26 protein-coding genes are annotated in these 23227 nt (G+C 68.6%); 17 read left to right on the forward strand and 9 right to left on the reverse strand.

Annotated elements, in window-relative coordinates:
- Positions 1 to 21: 21 nt before the first annotated feature.
- From hisB to H0B54_RS07210, 7 genes are all read left to right on the forward strand, one after another.
- Positions 22 to 645 carry an imidazoleglycerol-phosphate dehydratase HisB gene (gene hisB / locus H0B54_RS07180; protein ID WP_149165385.1) on the forward strand — a complete coding sequence of 208 codons (624 nt, stop codon included), beginning with the start codon at positions 22 to 24 and terminating at the stop codon, positions 643 to 645.
- Positions 646 to 696: 51 nt separating this feature from the next.
- Positions 697 to 1341 carry an imidazole glycerol phosphate synthase subunit HisH gene (hisH, locus tag H0B54_RS07185; RefSeq protein ID WP_188259789.1) on the forward strand — a complete coding sequence of 215 codons (645 nt, stop codon included), beginning with the start codon at positions 697 to 699 and terminating at the stop codon, positions 1339 to 1341.
- A gap of 2 nt (positions 1342 to 1343) precedes the next feature.
- Positions 1344 to 1886, forward strand: a complete 543-nt coding sequence (locus H0B54_RS07190) for a GNAT family N-acetyltransferase (RefSeq protein WP_094301400.1) — start codon at positions 1344 to 1346, stop codon at positions 1884 to 1886.
- 14 nt (positions 1887 to 1900) lie between these two features.
- Complete coding sequence (hisA, locus tag H0B54_RS07195) at positions 1901 to 2650, forward strand: 1-(5-phosphoribosyl)-5-[(5-phosphoribosylamino)methylideneamino]imidazole-4-carboxamide isomerase (RefSeq protein WP_188259790.1); 750 nt, start codon at positions 1901 to 1903, stop codon at positions 2648 to 2650.
- Positions 2650 to 3447 (forward strand): imidazole glycerol phosphate synthase subunit HisF, encoded by a 798-nt coding sequence (gene hisF / locus H0B54_RS07200; RefSeq protein ID WP_188259791.1) that lies wholly within the window; start codon positions 2650 to 2652, stop codon positions 3445 to 3447. The genes hisA and hisF overlap by 1 nt, the downstream gene beginning before the upstream one ends.
- 7 nt (positions 3448 to 3454) lie before the next feature.
- Complete coding sequence (locus H0B54_RS07205; protein WP_188259912.1) at positions 3455 to 3796, forward strand: phosphoribosyl-ATP diphosphatase; 342 nt, start codon at positions 3455 to 3457, stop codon at positions 3794 to 3796.
- Between the two features lie 61 nt (positions 3797 to 3857).
- Positions 3858 to 4226 (forward strand): histidine triad nucleotide-binding protein, encoded by a 369-nt coding sequence (locus H0B54_RS07210; protein ID WP_014238910.1) that lies wholly within the window; start codon positions 3858 to 3860, stop codon positions 4224 to 4226.
- Between the two features lie 124 nt (positions 4227 to 4350).
- Here the strand turns inward: H0B54_RS07210 and H0B54_RS07215 are convergent, their stop codons facing one another.
- The 3 genes from H0B54_RS07215 to H0B54_RS07225 all read right to left on the reverse strand — a co-directional run bounded on the left by H0B54_RS07215 (position 4351) and on the right by H0B54_RS07225 (position 7190).
- Positions 4351 to 5193 carry a DUF1206 domain-containing protein gene (locus tag H0B54_RS07215; RefSeq protein ID WP_188259792.1) on the reverse strand — a complete coding sequence of 281 codons (843 nt, stop codon included), beginning with the start codon at positions 5191 to 5193 and terminating at the stop codon, positions 4351 to 4353.
- A 103-nt stretch (positions 5194 to 5296) separates the two neighbouring features.
- On the reverse strand, positions 5297 to 6502 hold the full coding sequence (gene mltA, locus H0B54_RS07220; protein WP_188259793.1) for a murein transglycosylase A: 1206 nt from the start codon (positions 6500 to 6502) through the stop codon (positions 5297 to 5299).
- Between the two features lie 13 nt (positions 6503 to 6515).
- Complete coding sequence (locus H0B54_RS07225; protein WP_172428310.1) at positions 6516 to 7190, reverse strand: Tim44/TimA family putative adaptor protein; 675 nt, start codon at positions 7188 to 7190, stop codon at positions 6516 to 6518.
- 243 nt (positions 7191 to 7433) lie between these two features.
- Between H0B54_RS07225 and H0B54_RS07230 the strand changes: the two genes are divergently transcribed.
- Both H0B54_RS07230 and secB read left to right on the forward strand, forming a co-directional pair.
- Positions 7434 to 8042, forward strand: coding sequence for an FxsA family protein (locus tag H0B54_RS07230; RefSeq protein WP_188259794.1), 609 nt, complete (start codon positions 7434 to 7436; stop codon positions 8040 to 8042).
- Between the two features lie 100 nt (positions 8043 to 8142).
- The gene (secB, locus tag H0B54_RS07235; RefSeq protein WP_035670309.1) at positions 8143 to 8640 is read left to right on the forward strand and encodes a protein-export chaperone SecB; all 498 of its coding nucleotides are present in this window, start codon (positions 8143 to 8145) and stop codon (positions 8638 to 8640) included.
- Between the two features lie 155 nt (positions 8641 to 8795).
- On the opposite strand, the gene rho is transcribed toward secB, so the two are convergent.
- Entirely contained in the window at positions 8796 to 10052 is a 1257-nt protein-coding gene (gene rho, locus H0B54_RS07240) for a transcription termination factor Rho (RefSeq protein ID WP_094301393.1), read from the reverse strand.
- A gap of 360 nt (positions 10053 to 10412) precedes the next feature.
- On the opposite strand from rho, the gene H0B54_RS07245 reads away from it, so the two are divergent.
- On the forward strand, positions 10413 to 13184 hold the full coding sequence (locus tag H0B54_RS07245; protein ID WP_188259795.1) for a cation-transporting P-type ATPase: 2772 nt from the start codon (positions 10413 to 10415) through the stop codon (positions 13182 to 13184).
- Between the two features lie 16 nt (positions 13185 to 13200).
- Here H0B54_RS07245 and hemJ read toward each other — a convergent pair whose 3' ends face one another.
- Positions 13201 to 13629, reverse strand: a complete 429-nt coding sequence (hemJ, locus tag H0B54_RS07250) for a protoporphyrinogen oxidase HemJ (protein WP_188259796.1) — start codon at positions 13627 to 13629, stop codon at positions 13201 to 13203.
- 49 nt (positions 13630 to 13678) lie between these two features.
- The gene (hemE, locus tag H0B54_RS07255) at positions 13679 to 14704 is read right to left on the reverse strand and encodes a uroporphyrinogen decarboxylase (protein WP_188259913.1); all 1026 of its coding nucleotides are present in this window, start codon (positions 14702 to 14704) and stop codon (positions 13679 to 13681) included.
- 448 nt (positions 14705 to 15152) lie between these two features.
- Here hemE and H0B54_RS07260 point away from each other — a divergent pair, with 448 nt between their 5' ends.
- The 5 genes from H0B54_RS07260 to dnaQ are packed head-to-tail and all read left to right on the forward strand — an operon-like array spanning position 15153 to position 18766.
- Positions 15153 to 16001: a pyruvate, water dikinase regulatory protein gene (locus H0B54_RS07260; protein ID WP_188259797.1), complete on the forward strand. Its 849-nt coding sequence runs from the start codon at positions 15153 to 15155 to the stop codon at positions 15999 to 16001.
- Positions 15998 to 16606 (forward strand): Maf family protein, encoded by a 609-nt coding sequence (locus H0B54_RS07265; protein WP_188259798.1) that lies wholly within the window; start codon positions 15998 to 16000, stop codon positions 16604 to 16606. Before H0B54_RS07260 ends, H0B54_RS07265 begins: the two co-directional genes overlap by 4 nt.
- Positions 16603 to 17442 (forward strand): shikimate dehydrogenase, encoded by an 840-nt coding sequence (locus H0B54_RS07270; RefSeq protein ID WP_188259799.1) that lies wholly within the window; start codon positions 16603 to 16605, stop codon positions 17440 to 17442. The genes H0B54_RS07265 and H0B54_RS07270 overlap by 4 nt, the downstream gene beginning before the upstream one ends.
- 9 nt (positions 17443 to 17451) lie before the next feature.
- Positions 17452 to 18096, forward strand: coding sequence for a dephospho-CoA kinase (gene coaE / locus H0B54_RS07275; RefSeq protein WP_188259800.1), 645 nt, complete (start codon positions 17452 to 17454; stop codon positions 18094 to 18096).
- The gene (gene dnaQ, locus H0B54_RS07280; protein ID WP_094301386.1) at positions 18089 to 18766 is read left to right on the forward strand and encodes a DNA polymerase III subunit epsilon; all 678 of its coding nucleotides are present in this window, start codon (positions 18089 to 18091) and stop codon (positions 18764 to 18766) included. The genes coaE and dnaQ overlap by 8 nt, the downstream gene beginning before the upstream one ends.
- A 151-nt stretch (positions 18767 to 18917) precedes the next feature.
- Here dnaQ and H0B54_RS07285 read toward each other — a convergent pair whose 3' ends face one another.
- From H0B54_RS07285 to H0B54_RS07295, 3 genes are read right to left on the reverse strand one after another with little or no spacing between them, the layout of a single operon-like run.
- Positions 18918 to 19892, reverse strand: a complete 975-nt coding sequence (locus H0B54_RS07285; protein WP_188259801.1) for a quinone oxidoreductase family protein — start codon at positions 19890 to 19892, stop codon at positions 18918 to 18920.
- Positions 19893 to 19913: 21 nt separating this feature from the next.
- A complete protein-coding gene (locus H0B54_RS07290; protein WP_188259802.1) occupies positions 19914 to 20420 on the reverse strand; it encodes a methylated-DNA--[protein]-cysteine S-methyltransferase in 507 nt (168 codons plus the stop codon).
- Positions 20421 to 20424: 4 nt separating this feature from the next.
- Positions 20425 to 22443 (reverse strand): thioredoxin domain-containing protein, encoded by a 2019-nt coding sequence (locus tag H0B54_RS07295; RefSeq protein WP_188259803.1) that lies wholly within the window; start codon positions 22441 to 22443, stop codon positions 20425 to 20427.
- 154 nt (positions 22444 to 22597) lie between these two features.
- Here H0B54_RS07295 and H0B54_RS07300 point away from each other — a divergent pair, with 154 nt between their 5' ends.
- Positions 22598 to 22849 (forward strand): DUF6489 family protein, encoded by a 252-nt coding sequence (locus tag H0B54_RS07300; RefSeq protein WP_014238933.1) that lies wholly within the window; start codon positions 22598 to 22600, stop codon positions 22847 to 22849.
- Positions 22846 to 23205 (forward strand): (2Fe-2S) ferredoxin domain-containing protein, encoded by a 360-nt coding sequence (locus H0B54_RS07305; protein WP_094301382.1) that lies wholly within the window; start codon positions 22846 to 22848, stop codon positions 23203 to 23205. The genes H0B54_RS07300 and H0B54_RS07305 overlap by 4 nt, the downstream gene beginning before the upstream one ends.
- Positions 23206 to 23227: the final 22 nt, after the last annotated feature.

Below are 23227 nucleotides of genomic sequence, written 5' to 3' on the forward strand. Positions count from 1 at the left end.
TTCCTGATAAAACCCGGACTCATGGACCAGAGCCTTGCCAATGGCGTCCGCCGCGCCTCGATCGAGCGGAACACCACCGAAACCCGGATCCGGGTCGCCGTGAATCTGGACGGCACCGGCGTCTATGACGTGAAGACCGGCGTCGGCTTCCTCGACCACATGCTGGAGCAGCTGTCGCGCCACAGCCTGATGGACCTGTCGGTGGCGGCGGAGGGCGACCTGCACATCGACGCCCATCACACGACCGAGGACAGCGGCATCGCCATCGGTCAGGCGGTGGCGAAGGCGCTGGGCGACCGCAAGGGCATCCAGCGTTACGGCCACGCCTACATCCCGATGGACGAGACGCTGACCCGCGTCGCGCTGGACTTCTCCAACCGGCCCTACCTGATCTGGAAGGTGTCCTTCAGCCGCGACAAGATCGGCGACATGGACACCGAGCTGTTCCGCGAATGGTTCCAGGCCTTCGCCATGGCCGCGGGCGTGACGCTGCACGTCGAATGCCTCTATGGCGAGAACAACCACCACATCGTGGAAAGCTGCTACAAGGCGCTTGCCCGCGCGCTGCGGGCCGGGATCGACATCGACCCGCGCAAGCGCGACGCCGTGCCCTCCACCAAGGGGACGCTGGGCGGCTCCCTCTAAAAAACCGGCGGCTTCGACAAGGCCGGCGCTCTGTCACAAGGTCCTCGTTTCATGGAAACCGTTGCGCTGATCGATTACGGCTCCGGCAACCTGCGTTCCGCCGCCAAGGCTCTGGAGCGCGCGGCGGCGGGGTGCCACGCCTCCTTCCAGGTCCTGGTGACCTCCGACGCCGACGCCGTGCGCAAGGCCGACCGCGTCGTCCTGCCGGGCGTGGGCGCCTTCGCCGACTGCAAGCGCGGCCTGTCGGAGGTCCCCGGCATGCTCGACGCGCTGGACGAGGTGGTGCACGGCAAGGGCCGTCCCTTCCTGGGCATCTGCGTCGGCATGCAGCTGATGGCGGAGCGCGGGCGCGAATACGGCGTGACCGAGGGGCTGGGCTGGATCAAGGGCGAGGTGGTCAAGCTGGAGCCCGCCGACCCGACGCTGAAGATTCCGCACATGGGCTGGAACGAGCTGGACATCCGCCGGGAGCACCCGCTGCTGGCCGGATTGCCGGACCGCGCGCACGCCTATTTCGTCCACTCCTACCGCTTCGCCGTGGAGCGGCCGGAGGACGTGATCGCCAGCGCGGATTACGGCGGCCCCTTCGCCGCGGTGGTCGGGCGCGACAATCTGGTCGGCACCCAGTTCCACCCGGAAAAGAGCCAGGAGACCGGCCTCACCCTGGTCGCCAATTTCCTGACCTGGCGGGTCTGACCATGGCCGACGTCTCGGTCGAACGCATCGACACGCTGAAGACGGGCGACCTGCACGACCTGTGCGACGCCGCCGACGACGCCATCAAGGCGGGCGGCGGCTTCGGCTGGGTCGAGCCGCCCGCCCGCGAGATCATGGAACGCTTTTGGAAAGGCGTTCTGGTGGTTCCGGAGCGCATTCTGTTCGTCGGCCGGCTGGACGGCGTCATCGCCGGCTCCGCCCAGCTGATCAAGCCGGCCCGCAACAACGAGGCGCAGGCCCACGCCGCCACCCTGACCACCAGCTTCGTCGCCCCCTGGGCGCGCGGCCATGGCCTCGCCCGCCGGCTGACCGTGGCGGTCGAGGAGGAGGCGCGGGCGTCCGGCTTCCGCGTGCTGAACCTCGACGTGCGCGAGACCCAGACCGCGGCCATCGCGCTCTACGAGGATCTGGGCTTCAAACGCTGGGGCACGCATCCCTTCTATGCGCTGGTGGACGGCAAAAGGCTGGCCGGACATTTCTATGTGAAAGACCTTACCCCCGACACGCTTCACGACACGCCATAGGACGAGACACCGCGATGATCATCTATCCCGCCATCGACCTCAAAGACGGTGCCTGCGTTCGGCTGCTGCGCGGCGAGATGAGCCAGGCGACCGTCTTCAACACCGAACCCGCCGACCAGGCCCGCCTGTTCGAAAGCCAGGGCTTCGAATGGCTGCATCTGGTCGATCTGAACGGCGCCTTCGAGGGCAAGCCGGTCAACGGCAAGGCGGTCGAGAGCATCCTGGGCGCCGTGACCATTCCGGTGCAGCTGGGCGGCGGCATCCGCGACCTGAAGACCATCGCCATGTGGCTGGAGAAGGGCGTCAGCCGCGTCATTCTGGGCACCGTCGCCCTGCGCGAGCCGGAGCTGGTCCGCGAAGCCTGCAAGGAGTTCCCCGGCAAGGTCGCCGTGGGCATCGACGCGCGGGAAGGTTACGTGGCCGTCGCCGGCTGGGCCGAGACCTCGACCATCAAGGCGCTGGATCTGGCGCTGAAGTTCGAGGACAGCGGCGTCGCCGCCATCATCTACACCGACATCAACCGCGACGGCGCCATGGGCGGCGTGAACGTCGAGGCGACCTCCGACCTCGCCTTCCACCTGACCACGCCGGTGATCGCGTCGGGCGGCGTCTCCTCCATCGACGATCTGATCGCGCTGAAGAAGGAGGAGGACACCGGCATCCAGGGCGTCATCTGCGGCCGCGCGCTCTACGACGGGCGCATCGATCCGAAGACCGCGCTGGATCTGCTCTCCGCAACTCCCGTCACCGGAAAGGCCGGCTGATGCTCAAGATGCGCGTCATCCCCTGCCTGGACGTCAAGGACGGGCGGGTCGTCAAGGGGGTCAACTTCGTCGATCTGATCGACGCCGGCGACCCTGTGGAGCAGGCCCGCGTCTATGACCGGGAGGGGGCGGACGAGCTGACCTTCCTCGACATCACGGCCAGCCACGAGAACCGCGACACCATCTACGACGTGGTGCGCCGCACCGCCGAGCAGGTGTTCATGCCGCTGACCGTCGGCGGCGGCGTGCGCACGGTGGAGGACATCCGCAAGCTGCTGCTGGCCGGCGCCGACAAGGTGTCGATCAACACCGCGGCCATCCACCGTCCGGAGTTCGTGCAGGAGGCGGCGGAGAAGTTCGGCGCCCAGTGCATCGTCGTCGCCATCGACGCCAAGCAGGTCGAGCCGGGCCGCTGGGAGATCTTCACCCACGGCGGGCGCAAGGCCACGGGCATCGACGCCGTGGAGTGGGCCAAGCGCATGGAGTCCTACGGCGCCGGCGAGATCCTGCTGACCTCGATGGACCGCGACGGCACCAAGAGCGGCTTCGACCTCGCCTTGACCCGCAAGGTGGCCGACGGCCTGCGCATCCCGGTGATCGCGTCGGGCGGCGTCGGCACGCTGGACCATCTGGTGGAGGGCATCCGCGAGGGCCACGCCACGGCGGTGCTGGCGGCTTCCATCTTCCATTTCGGCACCTACACCATCGGGCAGGCCAAGGCGGCGCTCGCCGCCGCCGGCATCCCGGTGCGTCCGGCGCGGGCCGTGTCCTCCACGGCGGAGGCCGCTCATGTCTGACGACAAGATGTCCGACGACAAGGCGGCCGCCACCGCCGCGGTTCTGGACCGGCTCTACGCCACCGTCCAGGCGCGCAAGGGTGCCGATCCGGAGACCTCCTACACCGCCAAGCTGTTCCACCGCGGCACCGCCAAGATCGCCCAGAAGGTCGGCGAGGAGGCGGTGGAGACGGTCATCGAGGCGGTGCGCGGCGACAAAGCCGCGGTGGCCTCGGAATCGGCGGACCTGCTCTATCACCTTGTGGTGCTGTGGGCCGACGCCGGGCTGGAGCCCGCCGCGGTGTGGGAGAAGCTGGCCCAGCGCGAGGGCACCAGCGGAATCGCCGAGAAGAAGGCGCGCCAAGCCTAAATCGATCAAGCCTAAATCGATCAAGCATCAACGAGATAAAGGCGGAAGGGGAAACGACGCGATGGCCAAGACCTACGATCCGAACAACGTCTTCGCCCGCATCCTGCGCGGCGAGATCCCGTGCAAGAAGGTCCTGGAGACCGAGCACGCGCTGGCCTTCCACGACATCAACCCGCAGGCCCCGACGCACATCCTGGTGATCCCGAAGGGCGCCTACGTCGACATGGACGACTTCAGCGCCCGTGCCACGGAGGCGGAGATCGCCGGCCTGTTCCGCGCGGTCGGCGAGGTGGCGCGCGGCGCCGGTGCCGCCGAGCCCGGTTACCGCATCCTGTCCAACTGCGGCGAGGACGCGAACCAGGAGGTTCCGCACCTGCACATCCATGTCTTCGCCGGCCGCCGCCTGGGCCCGATGATCACCAAGGGATAAGCTTCGGCACGACGATCCACGTGAAACATCGGCCCGAAACATCAGCCTGAAACAGAAGGGCGCCGGGGAAACCCTCGGCGCCCTTCTCATTTTGCTCCAGTCCCTTTTTGGTTCGGTGCTGTGTTCACACCACGGCGCGGATCTGCCGCTCCGCCGCTTCACCGTCGATGCGGCGGTAGACGGCCTGGACGACGCTGAAGGCGCCGAAGGCGAACAGCCCGGCCGCCACAACGCCGAGCAGCCAGGGGCCGTAGGGCTGCTGCTGGAGGAACTGCAACGCCTTGAGCAGCCCGCCGGATTCCGACGAATCCGACTGCCACGCGGCCACCATGAAGAAGCTGCCGACCAGCGCGAAGACCAGAGCCTTGGCCGCGAAGCCGAAGCGGCCGATCGGACAGATCACCTTCATGGTGTTCGGATCGGCGTCCAGTTCACGGCGGAAGCTGGCCTTGTAGGCCTTGATGGCATGGGCGACGGCCGCGCCGATGATGACGGCGCCGACCGCGGCGACCAGGACGCGGCCCATCGGCTTGGCCAGCAGCCACGCCGTCCAGTCATGGGCCGCCGCCTCGCCATCGCCGCTGCCCCCGCCGCGCCCGGCCAGGAGCTTGATGGCGAAGATCGCCAGACCGGCGTGGATCACCCCGGCGACGACGAAGCCGGCGCGGACCACCAGCCCCTTGGGCGAGGTCCCGATATGGTCGACGTCCAGCACCGCCTGCATGACCCGCCACAGCGCGTAACCGGCCAGACCGAGCGCGGTCAGCGCCAGCAGGACCGAGCCGAAGGGGTTCTGGAACAGCTCGACCAGCGCGCCCTTGGTGTCGGTCGGCCGGTTGCTGCCATAGGCCGCCGTCACGGCGAACCAGCCGACGATCAGATAGACGAGGCCGCGCGCGGCGTAGCCGAGCCGCGCCAGCCCTTCGATTTCGTTGAGCCTGTCGATTTGGCGCTTGAGCGGGGTCATGGCCCCCTCCCCCCGTGTGTCAACCAGAGCCGCCGTCATCGGCGCTGGTTGACACAACCGAAACCGCTGCGCTTCGGTTCCTCAGCGGGGAAACAGGCGGCGGTCAGCTCGCCGGGGCGACGGTCTTCGGCAGCAGGACGTAATACTCCCCGGCGCTTTTCATCACGCCGGCCTTCTCCTCCGCCTCCGGACCGTGGCCCCAGAAGACGTCACCGCGGACCGGGCCGCGGATGGCGCCGCCGGTGTCCTGGGCGATCAGCAGGCGGCGCAGCCGCGTCCGGGCGTCCAGCGGGTCCTCGGCGTCCAGCCAGACCGGCACGCCGTAGGGCAGGAACTTGGAATCGACGGCGAGGCTGCGTCCCGGCGTCAGGGCGACGTTCTGAGCGCCGTTCGGCCCCTCCCCCTTCAGCTCCTGGAAGAAGACGTAGGAAGGGTTCTTGTTCATCAGCGCCGCCGCCTCACCGGGGTTGGCCTGGAGCCAAGCGCGGATGGTCTGCAGCGACACCTCCTCGCGCTTCAGGGCGCCGCGGTCGATCAGCTCCCGCCCGATGGCGACGTATTTGTGGCCGTTCTGGGCGGCGTAGCCGACGCGCGTCTCGGTCCCGTCGGGGAAGCTGACGCGGCCCGACCCCTGGATGTGCAGGAAGAAGGTGGCGATGGGGTCCTGCAGCCAGACCAGCTCCAGCCCCTTCCCGCTCAGCGCCCCGGCCTCGATGGCGGCGCGGTCCTCGAAGGGCTTCAGCCGGCCCGCCGTCACCCGCCCGGCGATGCGCTCACCCTTCCAGCGGTCGGCGAACTCGCCGAGATCGACCATCACCAGATCGGCGGGACGCTTGTAGAGCGGCACCGGAAAGGCCGGGTCCGGCGTCCGGCTGCCCTTCAGCTCGACCTCGTAATAGCCGGTGAAGAGGCCGCGCCGCTCGGCGTTGTTGGCCGCGGCGTAGGGGGTGAACCACGTCTCGAAATAGGCGCGGGCCGCCGCGTCGTCGCCAAGCGGCAGCTTGGCCAGCTCGGCGCAGGGTCCCTGCCAGTCCGCCGCCTTGCCGCCGACCCCGTCCGGGCCGATGGAGCGGTCGGCGGCCAGCGCCTTGACCTTCGCGCAGGAGCGCTGGAAAGCCGGAATGGCCTCCGCGACGCGGTCGGCGCTCCAGCCGGGCAGCGCCGTGAAGGCGACCGGGGTGAGGACCAGCTTTTCGGGCGGCGGGGGCGGCGGCGCCTTGGCCTCCTCCTCCTTGCGCTCGCAGCCAATGAGAAACGCCGCGGCAAGGACTGCCGCGGCGCTGAGACGAACAACCGGATGAGAGAGCATCAGAACCGATCGGTCATTGAGGGGTGCGGGTTTCGACGAGCGCCCAGTTCGGGTCGCTGGCACGGGTGTTGCGGGCGAAGGTCCAGATGTCCACAGCCTCGACCACGGCGTTCGGATCACCGTCCACCACGGCCCCGGCGCTGTTGCGCACGACGTTCATCTGCTCCGACACGAACTTCACCGTGACCAGCGCGGTGCGGCCGTCCATGCGGGCCTCCACCACGTCGGCGTCGGTGATCGTCTCGATGCGGGTCTCCAGCGTCTCGCCCGCCGACTGGCGCTCGCGCACCGCACGGGCGAAGTTGTCGTAGACCTCGTCCGACAGCAGCGGGCGCAGGGTCGCCGTGTCGCCCTTGGCGAAGGCCTCCACGATCATCTGGAAGGCGCCGCGGGCGCCCTGCAGGAAGTACTTCTCGTCGAAGCTGGGGTCGGCGGCCTTGATCTGCTCCAGCGCGGTGGCCAGCGACACCGGCTCGTCGGGCGACGGGGCGGCGTTCGGCAGGGGCCGCTCGCGGTTGGGCATAGCGACCACGTTGTCGGGCTGGTTGTTGGGGCGGGCCGTGAAGGGATTGGGCCGCTGACGTTCCTCACCGGTGCGGCGGCCGAGCACGCTGCGCAGCCGGTACACGAGAAACGCCGCGATCATCGCGAAGATTAGGATCTCGACGAACACAAACCCATCTCCCATCATCCATCCTTCCGGGTGACTGAAGGCCGGCCCCGAAATCACCGGCCCCGCTTGATCCACTACTGGATCCTCCGGCGGGTGAGCATTAAGTGTACCGGAACGCTGCCGGGACCAGCTCCCAGCTCGCCCTCTCCGCCGAGGATTTCACCCGATGACCCGTGCCGGAGCTGTTCTTCCAACCAAAGATCGGGTGACGTACCCTGGTGTAGATAGGCCCTCGGGGTTGAAAGAGCAAGGACGGCCATGAATCCACTGTTGCTGTTGTTCCTTTTGCTGCCGATTGCGGAAATCGCGACCTTCATCGAGGTCGGAGACTGGATTGGCGCCGGCCCGACGGTCGGGCTGGTGATCCTCTCCGCCATCCTCGGGTCCGTACTGCTCCGTTGGCAGGGCCTGTCCGTCCTGAAGCGCGCGCAGGAGGCGGCGGAGCGTGGCGAGAGCCCGGTCGGCGCCGTGTTCGAGGGATTCTGCGTCGTCGTTGCCGGTCTGCTGCTGATCATCCCCGGCTTCCTGACGGACATCGTCGGGATTCTGCTGTTCGTGCGCCCGGTCCGCAACGCCTTGGGCCGCTGGCTGTTCGACCGTATGAAAGGCGCCGCCTCCTTCCAGATGCACGGCCGTATGGGCGGCCAAGGCTGGAGCAGCGGCCGCAATCCGAACGGCCCTCACGGCGGCCCGCGCAACCGCCCGCCGCCGGGCGTGATCGACGTCGATTACCAGGAGGTCGACCCCGACGGCGGCCATCCGGGAAGCGCCGGTCCGGCGGACCGCGACGGGCCGGACGACACGCCCAAGCTCGGTGACTCCCGCTGGGCGCCGCCCGGCTCGCCCTACCGCAACGACCGCGGGTGAAACGCACCGGTTTCACTTTGTGGAGCCCGCGGTTCCGTGCTAGCCAGCGGGTCTTGAAGACCTTTCCATCGTGATGCCGCCCCGCGGCCAGGAGTTGTCCATGTCCGATCAGCAGATCAACGGTCAAGATCAGGAAGCCGCCTCGTCGCTGCCGATGCATGTGCTGGCGCAGTATGTGAAGGACCTGTCCTTCGAGAACCCCAACGCCCCGCAGAGCCTGCTGCCCGGCCAGCCGCAGCCGCAGGTCAACATCGGCGTGGACGTGCAGGTTCAGCCGATGGGCGAGGACGTCTACGAGGTCGTGCTGAAGCTGCATTGCGAGGCCAAGCAAGCCGAGGCGACCGCCTTCCTGGTCGAGGTCGCCTATGGCGGCCTGTTCCAGCTTCCGGGCCTGCCGCAGGAGCATCACCGCCCGGTGCTGCTGATCGAGGCGCCGCGGATGCTGTTCCCCTTCGCCCGCGCCATCGTCGCCGGTTGCACCCAGGACGGCGGCTTCCCGCCGCTGATGATCAACCCGATCGACTTCGTCGATCTGTACCGCCGTCAGACCGCCGGCCAGCAGGCCCAGGCCGAAGAGGCGCCGCAGTCGCCGTTCTGATGCCGCCGTTCTGATGCCGCCGTTCTGATAGCTCCGTTCTGATCCGGGCCATCGGTTTCGGACAAACAAAAAGGCGGGAGGCTCCACCGGGGCCTCCCGCCTTTTTTCGTGCCCACCCCCGCCCTTGAACCGGACGGGGGTGAGAAAACCGCCAACTACTGATTCATGGACTCGAAGAACTCCGAGTTCGATTTCGTGTGCTTCAGCTTGTCGACCAGGAAGTCCACCGCGTCGGTCACGCCCATCGGCATCAGGATGCGGCGCAGGATCCACATCTTGGAGATGGTGCCCTTGTCCACCAGCAGTTCCTCCTTGCGGGTGCCCGACTTGGAGATGTCGATGGCCGGGAAGGTGCGCTTGTCGGAGAGCTTGCGGTCCAGCACGATCTCAGAGTTGCCGGTGCCCTTGAACTCTTCGAAGATCACCTCGTCCATGCGGCTGCCGGTGTCGATCAGCGCGGTCGCGATGATGGTCAGCGAGCCGCCCTCCTCGATGTTGCGGGCGGCACCGAAGAAGCGCTTCGGGCGCTGCAGCGCGTTGGCGTCGACACCGCCGGTCAGCACCTTGCCCGATGAGGGAACGACGGTGTTGTAGGCGCGGGCCAGACGGGTGATGGAGTCCAGCAGGATCACCACGTCGCGCTTGTGCTCGACCAGCCGCTTGGCCTTCTCGATGACCATCTCGGCGACCTGGACGTGGCGCGTCGCCGGCTCGTCGAAGGTGGAGCTGATGACCTCGCCCCGCACGGAGCGGGCCATGTCGGTCACCTCTTCCGGACGCTCGTCGATCAGCAGGACGATCAGATAGGCTTCCGGGTGGTTGGTGGCGATGGAATGGGCGATGTTCTGCAGCATCACCGTCTTGCCGGTGCGCGGCGGGGCGACGATCAGCCCGCGCTGGCCTTTGCCCAGCGGCGCCACGAGGTCGATGATGCGGCCCGTGAAGTTCTTCTTGGTCGGGTCGTCGACTTCCATGCGCAGCCGCTCTTCCGGATAGAGCGGGGTCAGATTGTCGAAGTTAATGCGGTGGCGGACCTTGTCCGGCGCATCGAAATTGATCGTGTTGACCTTGAGAAGGGCGAAATAGCGCTCGCCATCCTTGGGCGCGCGGATCTGCCCCTCGACCGTGTCGCCGGTGCGCAGGCCGAAGCGGCGCACCTGGCTGGGGCTGACATAGATGTCGTCGGGGCCGGGAAGATAGTTGGCCTCCGGCGAGCGCAGGAATCCGAAGCCGTCCTGAAGAACCTCGAGCACGCCGTCGCCGTAGATCGGAACATCGTTTTCCGCCAGCTGCTTGAGGATGGCGAACATCATGTCCTGCTTGCGCAGCGTGCTGGCGTTCTCGATCTGCAGTTCCTCCGCGAACGCCAGCAGTTCGGCGGGGCTCTTGCACTTCAGCTCTTGGAGATGCATGGGGGTGCCTTAAGGGAATCGGTCATGCGAGGGGGAGTGCCAGAGGTCCCGGGCCGGCGCAGGGTGCGTCGGTTGAGCGTCGGACGGCGCTGAAGGCTGGGAATGCCTGTCGGACGTCGCGCCCAGATCGTTGGGGAGGGACGGAACGGCGGATGTAGGATGGGTGCCCGCGAGGCTTGCCGCCCCGTGGTGGGAAAGATGGTTAGCGGAACGCCGTCTGCAAGTCAAATGAAAGCGAATTCTTGGAAACGGAGCGGAATCGCGCGCGTCTTCGTCCGGGTCACGATGCCGCATCCCCTGTTATCCAGGCAACCGGGGCACGACCTGGACGTTCAAGACAGAAGCGGTTTGGTTGACATCATGAGCCCGCATGACCGTTCCGGATCCGGAACCATCGTTGCTCCCGAAGCCTCCACCGATCCCCTGCCCTGGCACGCCCAACCGCCGGACCAGGCCTTGGCCGCGCTGGACAGCCCCGACGACGGGCTGACGCCCGACGAGGCGGCGGAGCGCCGGCGCCGACACGGCCCCAACCGGCTGACCCCTCCGCCCCGCCGGTCGGCGCTGATGCGCTTCCTGGCGCAGTTCGACAACCTGCTGATCTATGTGCTGATCGGTGCCGGACTCGTCACGGTCGTGCTGGGCGAGTTCGTGGACGCCGCGGTGATCGCCGGCGTGGTGCTGATCAATGCGGCCATCGGCTACGTCCAGGAAGGCAAGGCGGAGCAGGCATTGGACGCCATCCGCAACATGCTGTCGCCGCAGGCGGTGGTTCTGCGCGGCGGCCATCAGGTGACCGTGCCGGCGGAGGATCTGGTCCCCGGCGACCGGGTGCTGCTGGCCTCGGGCGACAAGGTGCCGGCGGACCTGCGGCTGGTCCGCGTCAAGGGCCTGCGCGTGCAGGAAGCGGCGCTGACCGGGGAATCCGTGCCGGTCGCCAAGTCCGCCGACGCGGTGGCCGTGGACGCTCCCCTGGCGGAGCGCGGCGGCATGGCCTATTCCGGCACGCTGGTGGCCCAGGGACAGGCCACGGGCGTCGTGGTGGCCACGGGTGACAAGACGGAGCTGGGCCGCATCGGCACGCTTCTGGCGGGCGTGGAGGAGCTGACCACGCCGCTGCTCGCCCAGATGGCCGTCTTCGGGCGCTGGCTGACCATCGGCATCCTGGCGCTGACCGCGCTGACCTTCCTCTACGGCTCGCTGGTGCGGGGGGAGCATTGGGCGGACATGGTGATGGCCGCGGTCGGTCTGGCGGTGGCGGCGATCCCCGAAGGGCTGCCCGCGGTGATGACGATCACGCTGGCCATCGGCGTCACCCGCATGGCCCGGCGCAACGCGATCATCCGCCGTCTGCCGGCGGTGGAGACGCTGGGCTCGGTCGGGATCATCTGCTCCGACAAGACCGGCACGCTGACCCGCAACGAGCTGGTCGTGCAGACCGTGGTGACCGCCGCGGGCGATTGCGCGGTGACCGGCACCGGCTACCGCCCCGAAGGCGAGTTCCGGCGCGACGGCAAGGCCCTGGACCCCGGCGCCGATCCCGTGCTGACCGAGCTGGCCCGCGCCGCCCTGCTGTGCAACGACGCGGAGCTTCAGCGCGAGGAGGACGGCGGCGATGGCAAGGGCGATGGTAGCGGCGGCTGGACGGTGGCCGGCGACCCGACCGACGGCGCGCTGCTGGCGCTGGGCGTGAAGGCCGGACTGGACGCGCGGGAGGAGGCCGCCCGTTGCCCGCGTACGGACGTCATCCCCTTCGAGTCCGAACACAAGTACATGGCCACCCTGCACCACGACCATGAGGGGCACGGGGTGCTGTACGTCAAGGGCGCGCCGGAGCGCGTTCTGTCCATGTGCGCGCACGTACGGGCCGCGGACGGCGGCAGCGCGCCGCTGGACGCCGGCCATTGGCTGGCGCGGGTGGAAGATCTCGCGGCGCGCGGCCAGCGCGTCCTGGCGCTCGCCGCCCGCCCCGCACGGACCGGCCAGACCGTGCTCGACATGGACGACGTGCGGGAGGGGCTGACCCTGCTCGGGCTGTGCGGCTTCATCGACCCGGCGCGGGAGGAGGCCGTGGCGGCGGTGGCCCAGTGCCAGGCGGCCGGAATCCGCGTCAAGATGATCACCGGCGACCACGCCGGCACCGCCCAGGCCATCGGGCGGCAGTTCAATCTGTCGGGCGACGCGGTGTCGGGAAGCGAGCTGGACCGGCTGGACGACGCGGCGCTGGTCGACGTGGCGCGCGACGCCGACGTCTTCGCCCGCACCACGCCGGAGCACAAGCTGCGCCTCGTCCGCGCGCTCCAGACGGCCGGCCACACGGTCGCCATGACCGGCGACGGGGTGAACGACGCCCCCGCCCTGAAGCGCGCCGACGTCGGCGTCGCCATGGGCTGCAAGGGGACGGAGGCCGCGAAGGAGGCCGCCAGCATGGTGCTGGCCGACGACAACTTCGCCTCCATCGCCCACGCCGTGGAGGAAGGAAGGACCGTCTACGACAATCTGCGCAAGACGATCCTGTTCATGCTGCCGACCAACGGCGCCCAGGCGCTGGTGATCCTGGTCGCCGTGCTGGCCGGCTACACCCTGCCGATCACCCCGGTCCAGATTCTCTGGGTCAACATGGTCACGGCGGTGACGCTTGGCTTGGCGCTGGCCTTCGAACCGCCGGAGGCCGCGGTGATGAAGCGCCCGCCCCGCCCGCAGGACGAACCGATCCTGCCCGGCTTCCTGATCGGGCGCATGGTGCTGGCGATGGCGCTCCTGGTCGCCGCCAGCTTCGGATTCTTCCTGCTGCACGAAGGGCACGGCGACCCGACGCCGGTCGCCCGCACCATGGCCGTCAACGCGCTGGTGATGGGGGAGATCTTCTTCCTGCTGAACGCCCGGGCGGTCACCGCCTCGGTGCTGAACCGGCAGGGGCTGTTCGGCAGCCGTCCGGTGTGGATCTCCATCGGGCTGATGCTGGTCTTCCAGCTCGCCTTCACCTACGCCCCGCCCCTGCAGAGCCTGTTCGGCACGGCGGCGGTGGACTGGACCCAGTGGGTGGCGATGACGGCGGCCGGTCTGGCGATCTTCCTGGCGGTGGAGGCGGAGAAGGCGGTCACCCGCCGGGTGATGGGGCGGCGGGGCTGACCGCCGCCCCGTCCCCTCAGAACGGCTTCACGATCACGAAGATGACGATGCCGATCATCAGCAGGGTCGGCGCCTCGTTCCACATGCGGAAGAAGCGCTGCGGGCGGGTGTTGCGGTCCGCCTCGAAGTCCTTGCGCCAACGCGCCATCATCATGTGCGTGCCGGTCAGGGCCAGGACGAACAGCAGCTTGGCGTGCAGCCAGCCCTGCTTCATCCAGGCCGGCTCCATCACGATCATCGTGATTCCGAAGAGATAGGCGGCGCCCATCGCCGGATTCATGATGGCGCGCAGCAGGCGGCGCTCCATCACCTTGAACCGGTCCGAGGATTCGGAACCCGGCGCCGTCTCGCAATGGTAGACGAACAGCCGCGGCAGATAGAGAAGCCCGGCCATCCAGGCGATGATGCTGATGACGTGCAGAGCCTTGACCCAGAGATAAAGCACCGGTCTTCCCTTCCCTTCCTGTTGCGCGCTTTTTTAATCCACCAGGGCCTCAGCCGCGGTTCGGCCAGTCCTTGATCAGACGGGCCAGCTCGGCGACATGGTCCGGCGGCGTGGTCTGAATCACGCCGTGGCCCAGGTTGAACACGAAGGGCTTGCCGGCGAGCGTCTCCAGAATCTCCGATGCGGCACCGCGCAGGGCTTCGCCACCGGCGGCGAGCATGATCGGGTCGAGGTTGCCCTGCACCGGCAATTTGGATTGCAGATTCCCGGCCGCCCAAGCCACTGGGACGGTGGTGTCGAGCCCGACCGCATCCACCCCACTGCCCGTGACGTAAGCCTCATAGGAGAGGCCCGCACCGCGCGGGAAACCGATGACCGGAATCGAGGGGTGGCGCGCCTTGACCCGATCCACGATCCGCCGCGTCGGCTCGATCACCCACCGGCGGAATTCGCCGGCCGGCAGGACGCCTGCCCAGCTGTCGAAGAGCTGGACCACCTCGGCACCGGCCTCGATCTGGGCGCACAGGTAATCGGCGGTCACCTCGACCAGCAGATCCATCAGCGCGCCGAATCCGGCGGGATCGCCGTAGGCCCAGCGCTTGACATGGGCGTACTCCTTGGACCCCGCCCCTTCGACCATGTAGCAGGCGATGGTCCAGGGCGCCCCGGCAAAGCCGATCAGCGTGGTGTGCGCCGGAATCGCGCTGGAGAGGCGGCGGACGGTCTCGTAGACCGGCTCCAGCCGCTCGTGGAAGCGGTGCCGCGACAGGCGCTTGAGGTCGTCCACGCTTCTCACAGGGTCGAGCTTCGGCCCCTCGCCTTCCTGGAAGGCCAGAGGCTGGCCCAGGGCGTGCGGCACCACCAGGATGTCGGAGAACAGAATCGCCGCGTCCATGTCGTAGCGGCGCAGCGGCTGCAGGGTCACCTCGACCGCGTGGTCGGGGTTGTAGCACATGTCCAGGAAGCTGCCGGCCTTGGCGCGCAATTCCCGATATTCCGGCAGGTAACGGCCGGCCTGGCGCATCAGCCAGAAGGGCGGGCGCTGACGCACCTCGCCGGCAAGGGCTGCGAGCATCGGCTTGGCAATTTCGGACACGGCCTCGGACACGGCGGATCGTTCCCCTGTAAGTGAATCGGGTCTGCGGGTTGTCTCCCTCCTACTCAGTATTCTTTTTAAGAAGAGAAAGGAAGAAGGGGTGGTGGGAGCCTGTGGAAAACGGGAATCCCCGCTTTGCGTGGAATCGTCCACAGGCCGGACGGCGCGCTGTGGACGAAAATCGGATTCTGTGGACGACTCCGGACGCTTTCGCCGGAAACGGCGGAAATGCTATATTGGGAAGCCTGGGAATCCCGTGGATAACATGGTCCGCGGGAGTCATTGTACCCATGTTCCGGAGAGGGCGCGCGGATTGTCCCGAAGGGGGCGCCAGCGGGGGCGACGAGTCCCGCCCGGAGGGACAGAATCCAGGAGATCCCCGTTGTCCACAGATTCGGACGGGTTCTCCACAACACGTTGGGGACGGATGAGACAGTTCCATCTGCATCTTGTGTCGGACGCGACCGGCGAGACGATCAACAGCGTCGCCCGCGCCTGCGTCATCCAGTTCGACGATGTTCGCCCGGTCGAGCATTTCTGGAACCTCGTGCGGACCGAGCGTCAGCTCGACATGGTTCTGGAGGGCGTTCAGGAGAATCGCGGCCTCGTCATGTTCACGCTGGTGGACGAGAAGCTGCGCCGCCGCCTCCAGGATTTCTGCCGCGAGGTGCAGGTCCCCTGCATCCCGGTGCTCGACCCGCTGATCAACGCGCTGGCCGCCTTCCTCGGTGTGGAATCGCAGCGCCAGCCCGGCCGCCAGCACGCCTTGGACGCCGAGTATTTCGGGCGCATGGACGCGATGGACTTCGCGCTGGCGCACGACGACGGCCAGTCGAGCTGGGACCTGCACGAGGCCGACGTGATCCTGATGGGCGTGTCGCGCACGTCGAAGACGCCGACCTGCATCTATCTGGCGAACCGCGGCATCAAGGCGGCGAACATCCCGATCGTCCCGGGTTGCCCGATGCCGCCGGAGATCGAGAAGCTGACCCGGCCGCTGGTCGTCGGCCTGACCAAGGACCCGGACCGCCTGGTGCAGATCCGCCGCAACCGGCTGAAGCTGCTGAACCAGAACGAGTCCTCGACCTACGTCGATCCCGAGGTGGTGCGCGCCGAGGTCACCGACGCCCGGCGCATGTTCACCCGGCGCGGCTGGCCGGTGATCGACGTGTCGCGCCGCTCCATCGAGGAGACGGCGGCCGAGATCATGATGCTGCTCGCCCGCCGCCAGACCGGGGGCCTGCCCGGCGTCGTTCCCGAAGGGCCGGTGACGTGAGCGGAGCGGTTCCCACCGTCGTCCTCGCCTCCGGTTCCCGCACGCGGGCCGAGATGCTGGAGCGCGCCGGGGTGCGCGTCACCCTCGCCCCCGCCGCGGTGGACGAGGAGGAGATCAAGCTGGCCGCCCGCGCTGAGGGCGCCCCGGTCGAGGATGTGGCCGAGGCGCTGGCCGAGCTGAAGGCGCAGCGCGTCACCCGCAAGCACCCCGGCGCGCTGGTGATCGGCGCCGACCAGATGCTGGAGTGCGAGGGCCGCTGGTTCGACAAGCCGGCCGACCGCGATGCCGCGCGGGTCCAGCTGCAGGACCTGCGCGGCAAGACGCACCGGTTGGTGAGCTGCGCCGTGGTGATCCGCGACGGCGAGCGGCTGTGGCACCATGTGGACCGCGCCCGCCTGGCCATGCGTCCCTTCAGCGACGTCTTTCTGGACTCCTATCTGAACGCGGCGGGCGACGACGTTCTGGGGTCGGTCGGCGCCTATCACCTGGAGGGGTTGGGTGCGCAGCTCTTCCACCGGGTGGACGGCGACTTCTTCACGATCCTCGGGCTGCCGCTGCTGCCGCTGCTCGGGTTCCTGCGGGTGCATGGGGTGATAGCGGAATGACGATCAGCGGCAAGGCGACGCTGGCCGGGGTGATGGGCTGGCCGATCGGTCATTCGCGCTCGCCCCGGCTGCACGGCTATTGGTTGGAGCATTACGGCATCGACGGCGCCTATGTGCCGCTGGCCGTTCCGCCCGACCGGATCGAGCAGGCCATACGCGCCCTGCCCGCGCTGGGCTTCCGCGGCTGCAACGTGACGGTGCCGCACAAGGAGGCCGCTTACCGCACGGTGGATCGGCTGGACGCCACGGCCAAGCGGATGGGCGCCGTCAACACCATCGTGGTCGGAGAGGACGGGTCGCTGGAGGGCCGCAACACCGACGGCTTCGGTTTCATCGAGAACCTGAAGAGCGGCGCACCGGGCTGGAAGGCCGCGGACGGGCCGGCGCTGGTCATCGGAGCCGGTGGTGCGGCGCGCGCCGTCGTCGCCTCGCTCCTCGACGAAGGGGCGCCGCGGGTCTGGCTGGTCAACCGCACGCGGGCGCGGGCGGAGGAATTGGCGGCCGACATCGGCGGCAACATTGAAACCGCCGATTGGGTTTCACGTGAAACCCTCCTCGAAGGGGCGGCGCTGGTGGTGAACACGACGACCCAGGGCATGACGGGCCAGCCGCCGCTGGAGCTGAACCTGCGCGCCCTGCCCGGCTCCGCCGTCGTCACCGACATCGTCTACACGCCCCTGTTGACTCCACTTCTGACCGCCGCGCAGGCCCGCGGCAACCGCGTGGTGGACGGCGTCGGCATGCTGCTCCACCAGGCCCGCCCCGGCTTCGCCGCCTGGTTCGGCCGGGAGCCGGAGGTGACCGAGGGGCTGAAGGCCGCCGTTCTCCAGGGCTGAGGTCGCGCGATGATCGTCTTGGGACTGACCGGCTCCATCGGCATGGGCAAGAGCACGGCGGCGCGCATGCTGAAGCGCATGGGCGCGCCGGTCTGCGACAGCGACGCGGTCGTCCATGGGCTGATGGGGCGGCGCGGCGCGGCGGTGCCGGCCATCGAGGCGGCCTTCCCCGGTGTGGTTGTGAATGGTGCCGTGGACCGGCGGGCGCTGGGCACCGCGGTCTTCGGCAACCCGGCGGCGCTGAAGCGGCTGGAGGCGATCCTCCACCCGGCGGTGCAGGCGGCACAGCGGCGCTTTCTGAGGCAGGCGGCGCGCCGCCGCGTCCGCGTGGCGGTGCTCGACATCCCCCTGCTGTTCGAGACCGGCGGGGAGCGCAAGGTGGACCGCACCGTGGTGGTCACCGCCCCCTTCCTGGTGCAGAAGTCACGGGTGCTGGCGCGGCCGGGCATGACGGCGGAGAAGTTCGCCGCTATTCTGGCCCGGCAGATGCCCGACGCGGAGAAGCGGCGGCGCGCCGACCATGTCGTCAACACCGGCGACGGGCGGCGGGCCACCCGGCGGGCGCTGCGCAACATCCTCGCCGACGTGAAGCGGCGCCGCGGACGGCAATGGCCGCCGCGGGGATACCAGCCCGGACAGGTGGTTCATGCGTGAGATCGTCCTCGACACGGAAACAACCGGCTTCAAGCCCGAGGAAGGGCACCGGCTGATCGAAATCGGCTGCGTCGAGCTGCACAACCACGTCGCCACCGGCAAGACCTTCCACTGCTACGTCAACCCGGAACGCGACGTGCCGCCGGACGCCGTGGCGGTGCACGGGCTGACGACGGAGTTCCTGTCGGACAAGCCGCTGTTCAACGACGTGGTGGCGGAGTTCGTGGCCTTCATCGGCGACGCGCCGCTGGTGATCCACAACGCGGCCTTCGACATGCACTTCCTGAACTGGGAACTGCGGATCGCCGGCTATCCAGTGATGCCGAAGGACCGGGCCATCGACACGCTGCTGATGGCGCGGCAGAAGTTCCCCGGCGCGCCGGCCACCCTGGACGCGCTCTGCAAGCGCTTCGGCGTCGACAATTCCAGCCGCACCTACCACGGCGCGCTCCTCGACGCCCAGCTTCTGGCCGAGGTGTATCTGGAGCTGCGCGGTGGGCGTCAGGCCGGTCTGGCGCTGGCCTCCGGCCCGGCGGCGGGCGGTCCCGCGGCGATCCGCATCGACCGCCCCTACCGCGCCCCGCGCGCCCATGCCCCCAGCGAAGAGGAACTGGCGGCCCATGCGGAGCTTCTCAAGAAGCTGAAGAACCCGCTCTGGGCCGCCGAGTGAGTTGTTCCCTCTCCCGTCCCGGGAGAGGGTGGCCCGAAGGGCCGGGTGAGGGTCGCACGAGGATCAAGGCACCGATCCTTGCCAATACCCTCACCCTCCCACGCTCACGCGTGGGTCCCTCCCTCTCCCGGGGCGGGAGAGGGCTTCAAAATTACGGCAGCAGCACCGTGGACCCGGTCGTCGCGCGGGACTCCAGCGCCCGGTGGGCCTCGGCTGCGTCGCGCAGCGCGAAGGTCTGGCCGACGTTGATGGTCACTCCGCCGGAATGCACCACCTCGAACAGGTCGGCGGCGCTGGCCATCAGGTCGTCGCGCTTGGCGACGTAGCTGAACAAGGTCGGGCGCGTGACGTAGAGCGAGCCCTTGGCCGCCAGCACCTGGAGGTCCAGCGGCGGGACCGGGCCGGACGCCGCGCCGAACAGCACCATGAAGCCGCGGGGACGCAGGCAGTCCAGGCTGTCCATGAAGGTCGTCTTGCCGACGCCGTCATAGACCACCGGCACGCCCTGCCCATCTGTCAGGTCCTTCACGCGGTTCACGAAATTCTCGCGCGTGTAGACGATGGGATGGTCGCAGCCGGCGGCGCGGGCCAGCTCCGCCTTCTCGTCGCTGCTGACCGTGCCGATCACGGTGGCGCCCAGATGCTTCGCCCACTGACAGAGGATCTGGCCGACGCCTCCCGCGGCGGCCTGGACCAGGATGGTGTCGCCCGGCTGCACCGCGTAGGTGGAGCGCAGGAGGAACTGCGCGGTCATGCCCTGGAGCAGCATGGCGGCGGCCTGCCGGTCCTCGATCCAGCTCGGCAGCGGGATCAGCCGGTCGGCGGGGGCGAGGCGGGATTCGGCGTAGGCCCCGATCAGCGGCGCGTAGCCGACCCGGTCGCCGGGCTTCAGCGTCGTCACGTCCGGTCCCACCGCCTCGACCACGCCGGCGCCCTCGGTCCCGATGATGGCGGGAAGCTGCGGCAGCTTGTAGGCGCCGGAGCGGTGATAGGTGTCGATGTAGTTCAGCCCGACGGCGGTCTGGCGCAGGCGCACCTGACCGGGGCCGGGGTCGCCCACCTCGATCTCGTCCCAGCGCAGCGCTTCGGGTCCGCCGTAGTCGTGGATGCGGATCGCGTGAACCATGGTGGTTGGTCCCTTCCCTTTTTATAGAAGCTGAAGCTCCAGCGTATCGCCGGCCTGTTCCGCTGTCACCCGGTACCGCCGTTCGTGGCGGAGCAGCCAATCCTTGGTCCGCAAGCCGCCCAGGCCGGAATAGCCGCCAGGCGCGCCGCCGCCCCCGACGATGCGGTGGCAGGGGATGATCACCGGGATCGGGTTGGCTCCGCAGGCTCCACCCACGGCGCGCGGCGCCGTGTCCAGCATCCGCGCGACGTCGCCGTAGGTCAGCACGCCGCCATAGGGGATGGCCTGCATGGCCGCCCAGACCTTTTGCCGGAAGGCCGTCCCGCGGGGGGACAGCGGCAGGTCGAAATCCAACCGCGTCCCCGCGAAATAGTCGCGGAGCTGGCGCGCCGCCTCCTCCAACACGGGGTCCGGCCGGTCGTCGCCCAGCCGTCCCCAGTCGAGCGCCACGATGGCACCGGCTGAGCTGGCGACGGTCAGCAGGCCCAGCGGGCTGTCGATGGTCAGGCTGCCGGATGACTGCGCCATGGATTCATCTCCGGCTCAGGGCGTCGGCCAGCGCGTCGGGCGCGGTCACCGGGGGGGAGCAGGTCATGCCGGTGCAGACATAGGCGGTCGCCGCCCCGCCCTGCATGCCCTTGCCGTGGGCCGGATGCCCGGCGGGCAGATCGGTTCCCGGCGGCAGGACGGTGAGGATGCGGTCGGGAAGCGGACGGTCGAGCACCGCGCGGCGCAGCGTCGCGGTGTCCAACCCCTGCGGGTCGCCGACGATGACGATCTGCAGGGCCTTCTGGAGAAGCTCCGCCGCGTTCAGATAGGTCGGCAACGGGAAGAAATTGCGGCTCAGCTCGCCGGAGAAGGCGGCGGCCAAGGCGTCCGCCCGCTCCCGATAGGCGGCCTCGCCGGTGCGGTGGTGCAGCGTCGCCAGCACGGCCAGCATGGTGCCGTTGCCGCTGGGGGTCGCCGCGTCGCCGGCCGACTTCGTGCGGACGATCAGGTCATCGGCGTCGTCCGCCGTGTAGAAATAGCCGCCGGCCTGGGCGTCCCAGAAATGCGCGTCGAGCACCCGCACCCAGGCCCGCGCCTGCTCCAGGGCGCCGGTGTCGCCGGTCGCCTCGTGCAGGGCGAGCGCGCCGCGCGCCATGTGGGCGTAGTCGTCCAGCGTCGCCCGGTGCTTGAGCTGCCCGGCCCGCCAGCTGTGCAGCAGCCGCCCGTCCTCGGTCATGCGGTCGCGGACGAAGGCGTAGGCGCGCTGCGCGGCCGCGATCCATTCCGGCTCGTCGAAGACCATGCCGGCCTGGGCGAGGGCCGCGATCATCAGGCCGTTCCAGTCGGCCAGCACCTTGTCGTCCCAGCCCGGCTTGATCCGCTTTTCGCGCTCCCGCCAGAGGATCGCCCGCTGTTCGGCCAGCGTCGCCTCGGTCTCGGCGTCCAGCGCCTCGATGCGGTGCAGCCGGTTGAGGATGGTCGCCCCCTCCCAGTTGCCCTGCGGCGTGACGCCGTAGGCGCGCTTGAAGACCTCGGCGCCGGGGCCGAGCAGCCGGTCGATCTCCTCCTCGTTCCAGATGTAGAAGAGTCCCTCCTCGCCCTCGCTGTCGGCGTCCTGGGTCGCCGCGAAGCCGCCGCCCTCGGCGATCATCTCGCGCAGCACCCAGCCCACCGTTTCACGGATGCGCGTCTCGAACAGCGGCTCCCGCTCCGCCTGCCAGACCAGCGTCATCAGGTCGAGAAGCTGGGCGTTGTCGTAGAGCATCTTCTCGAAATGCGGCACCAGCCACATCTCGTCCACCGAATAGCGGGCGAAGCCGCCGCCCAGATGGTCGTAGATTCCGCCCTGGCACATGTGGGCCAGCGTGTTGGTGACCGCCTCGCGGTAGGGCTCCTTGCCGGTGCGCAGCCAAGCCCGCCACAGCAGCGTGAAGATCGGCACCTGGGGGAATTTCGGGGCGTGGCCGATGCCGCCGTGGAAGGGATCGACCTCGCGGACCAGCCGGTCGGCGATCTGGTCCAGCATGGCGAGGTCGACCTCCCCCGCCGCCCGGTTCTCGGCCAGCTTGCCCAGCGCGTCCTTCAGCGCGGCGACGTTGCGGGTCACGTTCTCCGGCTTGTTGCGGTAGGTCTCCGCCACGCCGCGCAGCACGTCGGGGAAGCCGGGACGCCCGTAGCGCGACGCCGGCGGGAAGTAGGTGCCGCCCCAGAAGGGCTCGGCCTCCGGGGTCAGGAACATGGTCAGTGGCCAGCCGCCCTGCTGCCCCAGCATGGCCAGGGCCGACTGGTAGATCTGGTCGACGTCCGGCCGCTCCTCCCGGTCCACCTTGATGTTGACGAACAGCTCGTTCATCAGCGCGGCGATCTCCGGGTTCTCGAAGCTTTCGTGCGCCATCACGTGGCACCAGTGGCAGGCGGCGTAGCCGACCGACAGCAGCACCGGCTTGTTCTCGCGCTTGGCCCGTTCAAAGGCGTCGCGACCCCAGGCCACCCAATGGACGGGGTTGTCCTTGTGCTGAAGCAGGTAGGGGCTGGTCTCCCGGCCAAGCAGGTTCGCGGGCATGAGAAGCGTTTCCGGTCTGTGGCGTGATTGAGAATAAACTGGCGCGGCGGTGCCGTTGCGCCAGGGCTTCCTATCTGTATAGTGGGGCATGAGCCGAAGCGGCGCTCAACCCTTAATTTCCTGCGTACCGCGCGCTTTCCAAGGGAATGGGGCCATGAAGATCACCATCGACATCGACTGCACACCCGAAGAGGCGCGCCACTTCCTGGGCCTTCCCGATGTGAAGCCCATGCAGGACGCGATGATGCAGGAGATCCAGGATCGGATGCAGGCCTCCCTGCTCGCCATGGACCCTGAGACAATGATGAAGACGTGGCTGCCGGCGGGAATTCAGGGCATGGAGCAGCTTCAGAAAATGTTTTGGTCCCAGATGGCCGCCGCCATGGGACAGGATGGACGCAAGTGACCGATCCGAAGCCGTACTTCGAAGCCCATGTTTTCTCCTGCACCAACCGCCGCCCCGATGGTCACAAGCGCGGCTCCTGCGCCGCCCGCGGTTCCGAAAAGCTCCGCGACTACATGAAGGCCCGTGCCCGCGAGCTGGGCTTGGACGGCCGGGTGCGGATCAACGCCGCCGGTTGCCTGGACCGTTGCGAGTTGGGTCCGGTGCTGGTCGTCTACCCGGAGGGTGTCTGGTACACCTACCGTTCCTTCGCCGACGTGGACGCGATCCTGGAGACGCATCTGGTTGGTGGTGACCGTGTGGAGCGGCTCATGCTGAGGCCAGAACAAAAGGAATTGTTGCCGGAACAGGTCGGATGATCGTTCCGGATCCGGCACGATG

This window comes from Azospirillum tabaci (genome assembly GCF_014596085.1).
Classification (GTDB): domain Bacteria; phylum Pseudomonadota; class Alphaproteobacteria; order Azospirillales; family Azospirillaceae; genus Azospirillum; species Azospirillum tabaci.

Coding starts and splice junctions, on each gene's coding strand:
- secB (WP_035670309.1), top strand. CDS start 8,143: ATGTCCGATCAGCAGATCAACGGTCAAGATCAGGAAGCCGCCTCGTCG.
- H0B54_RS07225 (WP_172428310.1), bottom strand. CDS start 7,190: ATGGGAGATGGGTTTGTGTTCGTCGAGATCCTAATCTTCGCGATGATC.
- H0B54_RS07285 (WP_188259801.1), bottom strand. CDS start 19,892: ATGGTTCACGCGATCCGCATCCACGACTACGGCGGACCCGAAGCGCTG.
- H0B54_RS07215 (WP_188259792.1), bottom strand. CDS start 5,193: ATGACCCCGCTCAAGCGCCAAATCGACAGGCTCAACGAAATCGAAGGG.
- hisH (WP_188259789.1), top strand. CDS start 697: ATGGAAACCGTTGCGCTGATCGATTACGGCTCCGGCAACCTGCGTTCC.
- mltA (WP_188259793.1), bottom strand. CDS start 6,502: ATGCTCTCTCATCCGGTTGTTCGTCTCAGCGCCGCGGCAGTCCTTGCC.
- H0B54_RS07190 (WP_094301400.1), top strand. CDS start 1,344: ATGGCCGACGTCTCGGTCGAACGCATCGACACGCTGAAGACGGGCGAC.
- H0B54_RS07230 (WP_188259794.1), top strand. CDS start 7,434: ATGAATCCACTGTTGCTGTTGTTCCTTTTGCTGCCGATTGCGGAAATC.
- H0B54_RS07290 (WP_188259802.1), bottom strand. CDS start 20,420: ATGGCGCAGTCATCCGGCAGCCTGACCATCGACAGCCCGCTGGGCCTG.
- hisB (WP_149165385.1), top strand. CDS start 22: ATGGACCAGAGCCTTGCCAATGGCGTCCGCCGCGCCTCGATCGAGCGG.
- dnaQ (WP_094301386.1), top strand. CDS start 18,089: ATGCGTGAGATCGTCCTCGACACGGAAACAACCGGCTTCAAGCCCGAG.
- H0B54_RS07260 (WP_188259797.1), top strand. CDS start 15,153: ATGAGACAGTTCCATCTGCATCTTGTGTCGGACGCGACCGGCGAGACG.
- H0B54_RS07270 (WP_188259799.1), top strand. CDS start 16,603: ATGACGATCAGCGGCAAGGCGACGCTGGCCGGGGTGATGGGCTGGCCG.
- H0B54_RS07210 (WP_014238910.1), top strand. CDS start 3,858: ATGGCCAAGACCTACGATCCGAACAACGTCTTCGCCCGCATCCTGCGC.
- hemE (WP_188259913.1), bottom strand. CDS start 14,704: ATGCTCGCAGCCCTTGCCGGCGAGGTGCGTCAGCGCCCGCCCTTCTGG.
- rho (WP_094301393.1), bottom strand. CDS start 10,052: ATGCATCTCCAAGAGCTGAAGTGCAAGAGCCCCGCCGAACTGCTGGCG.
- H0B54_RS07300 (WP_014238933.1), top strand. CDS start 22,598: ATGAAGATCACCATCGACATCGACTGCACACCCGAAGAGGCGCGCCAC.
- hisF (WP_188259791.1), top strand. CDS start 2,650: ATGCTCAAGATGCGCGTCATCCCCTGCCTGGACGTCAAGGACGGGCGG.
- H0B54_RS07245 (WP_188259795.1), top strand. CDS start 10,413: ATGAGCCCGCATGACCGTTCCGGATCCGGAACCATCGTTGCTCCCGAA.
- hisA (WP_188259790.1), top strand. CDS start 1,901: ATGATCATCTATCCCGCCATCGACCTCAAAGACGGTGCCTGCGTTCGG.
- H0B54_RS07205 (WP_188259912.1), top strand. CDS start 3,455: ATGTCCGACGACAAGGCGGCCGCCACCGCCGCGGTTCTGGACCGGCTC.
- coaE (WP_188259800.1), top strand. CDS start 17,452: ATGATCGTCTTGGGACTGACCGGCTCCATCGGCATGGGCAAGAGCACG.
- H0B54_RS07295 (WP_188259803.1), bottom strand. CDS start 22,443: ATGCCCGCGAACCTGCTTGGCCGGGAGACCAGCCCCTACCTGCTTCAG.